The organism is Actinoplanes sp. NPDC051633, from assembly GCF_040681735.1.
Lineage (GTDB): Bacteria > Actinomycetota > Actinomycetes > Mycobacteriales > Micromonosporaceae > Actinoplanes.
This window is the reverse complement of the sequence record NZ_JBFAZH010001509.1, coordinates 1-1,571: the sequence shown is the minus strand read 5'-3', so window position 1 is coordinate 1,571 and position 1,571 is coordinate 1. Positions and strand designations below refer to the sequence as shown.

General features: G+C 69.2%; 1 protein-coding gene and 2 pseudogenes. All 3 read left to right on the top strand.

From position 1 onward, the window contains the following. Positions 1–194, top strand: a pseudogene (locus tag AB0M20_RS42615) (carbohydrate ABC transporter permease); the annotation flags it as partial. Between the two features lie 102 nt (positions 195–296). After that, positions 297–1,196, top strand: coding sequence for an ABC transporter ATP-binding protein (locus AB0M20_RS42610; protein ID WP_364307110.1), 900 nt, complete (start codon positions 297–299; stop codon positions 1,194–1,196). Between the two features lie 191 nt (positions 1,197–1,387). Further along, positions 1,388–1,571, top strand: a pseudogene (locus tag AB0M20_RS42605) (cyclase family protein); the annotation flags it as partial.

Here is a 1,571-nt window from a genome sequence, read left to right as displayed (position 1 = left end):
TGCGCGACCCGGCGTTGTTCACGATGCCGCGCGGGATGAAGTCGATCCTCGACCAGTTCGGGCAGGCCGGCGAGTCGCAGTGGGAGGTCGTGCTGGCCGGCGCGGTGCTCACGACCGTACCCATGATCATCGCCTTCTTCCTGTGCCAGCGGTACTTCATCGAGGGGGTGAAGACCCAGGGCACCAAGGGATGAGGCAGCAAGGGGTTAGGCGTAGGCCGCATCCACCAACCGGTTGATGGGCGGAGTCGCCGGCTGATCGATGATTCGCCGGCGTGATCCCGGGACTCTGGACGCATGGAAATCATCAAGGTCGACCACCTGCGCAAGGTCTACGGGAGCACCGTCGCCGTCGACGACGTGTCGTTCACCGTCGAGAGCGGCGAGATCTTCGGCATCCTCGGGCCGAACGGCGCCGGCAAGTCCACCACCGTCGAGACCATCGCCGGCCTGCGCAAGCTCGACCACGGCGAGATCGAGATCCTCGGCTTGTCACCGGACAACCCCGAGCTGCGGCGCAGGGTGGGCGTGCAGCTCCAGGAGAGCGAGCTGCCGGAGAAGATGCGGGTACGCGAGGCGCTCGACCTCTACGCGACCTTCTACCCCGACCCGGCCGACTGGCGGGAACTGGCCCGCGACCTCGGCCTCTCCGACAAGCTCGACACCCGGTACGGCAAGCTCTCCGGCGGTCAGAAGCAGCGGCTGTCCATCGCGCTGGCGCTGATCGGCAACCCGGAGATCGCGATCCTGGACGAGCTGACCACCGGCCTCGACCCGCAGGCCCGGCGCGACACGTGGAGCCTGATCGAGTCGATCCGCGACCGCGGCGTGACCGTCCTGCTGGTCACCCACTTCATGGAGGAGGCCGAGCGGCTGTGCGACCGGATCGCGGTGATCGACTCGGGCCGGGTGGTCGCGCTGGACACCCCGGCCGGGCTGGTCTCCCAGGTCTCCACCGAGCAGCGGATCCGCTTCCGCCCCTCGGCCGACCTGGACGACCGCAAGCTGGCCGCGCTGCCCGACGTGCGCACGGTGCACCGGCACGGCCGGACGATCGAGGTGGTCGGCACCGGCAACGTGCTGCACTCGATCACCAGCCACCTGGCGGCCGCGGGCATCATCGCCGAGGAGCTGCGGGTCGAGCAGGCCACTCTGGACGACGCCTTCGTCCGGCTGACCGGCCGCGACGACGGCTAGCCCTTTTGCCGGCGTGGCTACGGCACTAGGACGATGCGGTCGTCGGTGTCGGCATTCCACGCCTGGGTGACCTCGGCGAGTGGGACCGCGCGGGCCCGCACGACGAACCGCCGGACCCGCTGAGACTGTGTATCTTGACCTCGGACCGCGTGATCTGAGGAGTCGATGCTGGGATGACGGCAGGGCGACCGATGCCCACACAGGACGACGTGCTCGGGTATTTCGGCACGCTGTCGAACTGGGGACGGTGGGGCGACGACGACCAGCTGGGGACTCTGAACCACATCACCGACGACGTCCGGCTGGCGGCGGCGCGGGCCGTGCGCCACGGCAGGAGCGTGTCGTGCGCATGGGAGGTTGCCGTGCCGGACGACC